The organism is Edaphobacter sp. HDX4 (assembly GCF_036877565.1).
Lineage (GTDB): Bacteria > Acidobacteriota > Terriglobia > Terriglobales > Acidobacteriaceae > Edaphobacter.
This window is the reverse complement of sequence record NZ_JAEDXW010000062.1, coordinates 1-275: the sequence shown is the minus strand read 5'-3', so window position 1 is coordinate 275 and position 275 is coordinate 1. Positions and strand designations below refer to the sequence as shown.

The following is a 275-nucleotide window of genomic DNA, read 5'->3' as shown; positions in this document are numbered from 1 at the left end:
CTTCACCTTTCCCAATGTCACCGCAACACTCGGAATCAGAGCGCCCGCGCTGGGTGGCGGGGTTCCCATTGAAGAGTACGCTTTCTATCTTTTGGGTTTCATTGCAACTCTACTGCTCTACATCTGGATGGATGAGTACTGGCTTGCAGCTTACAGCATTCCGGCTCAGGCGGAAGAACGGATTACATTCGATCGTTTGCTACGGTTTCATCCGTGGTCGCTGGTGCTCGCAGGAGTTCTTATCTCTGCCGCCCTCCTTTACCAGAGATACGTGC

The 275-nt window shown here is 53.1% G+C and carries 1 pseudogene; it reads left to right on the top strand.

Annotation, left to right across the window (positions count from 1 at the left end):
* Nucleotides 1-275, top strand: a pseudogene (locus JAO29_RS23135) (hypothetical protein); the annotation flags it as partial.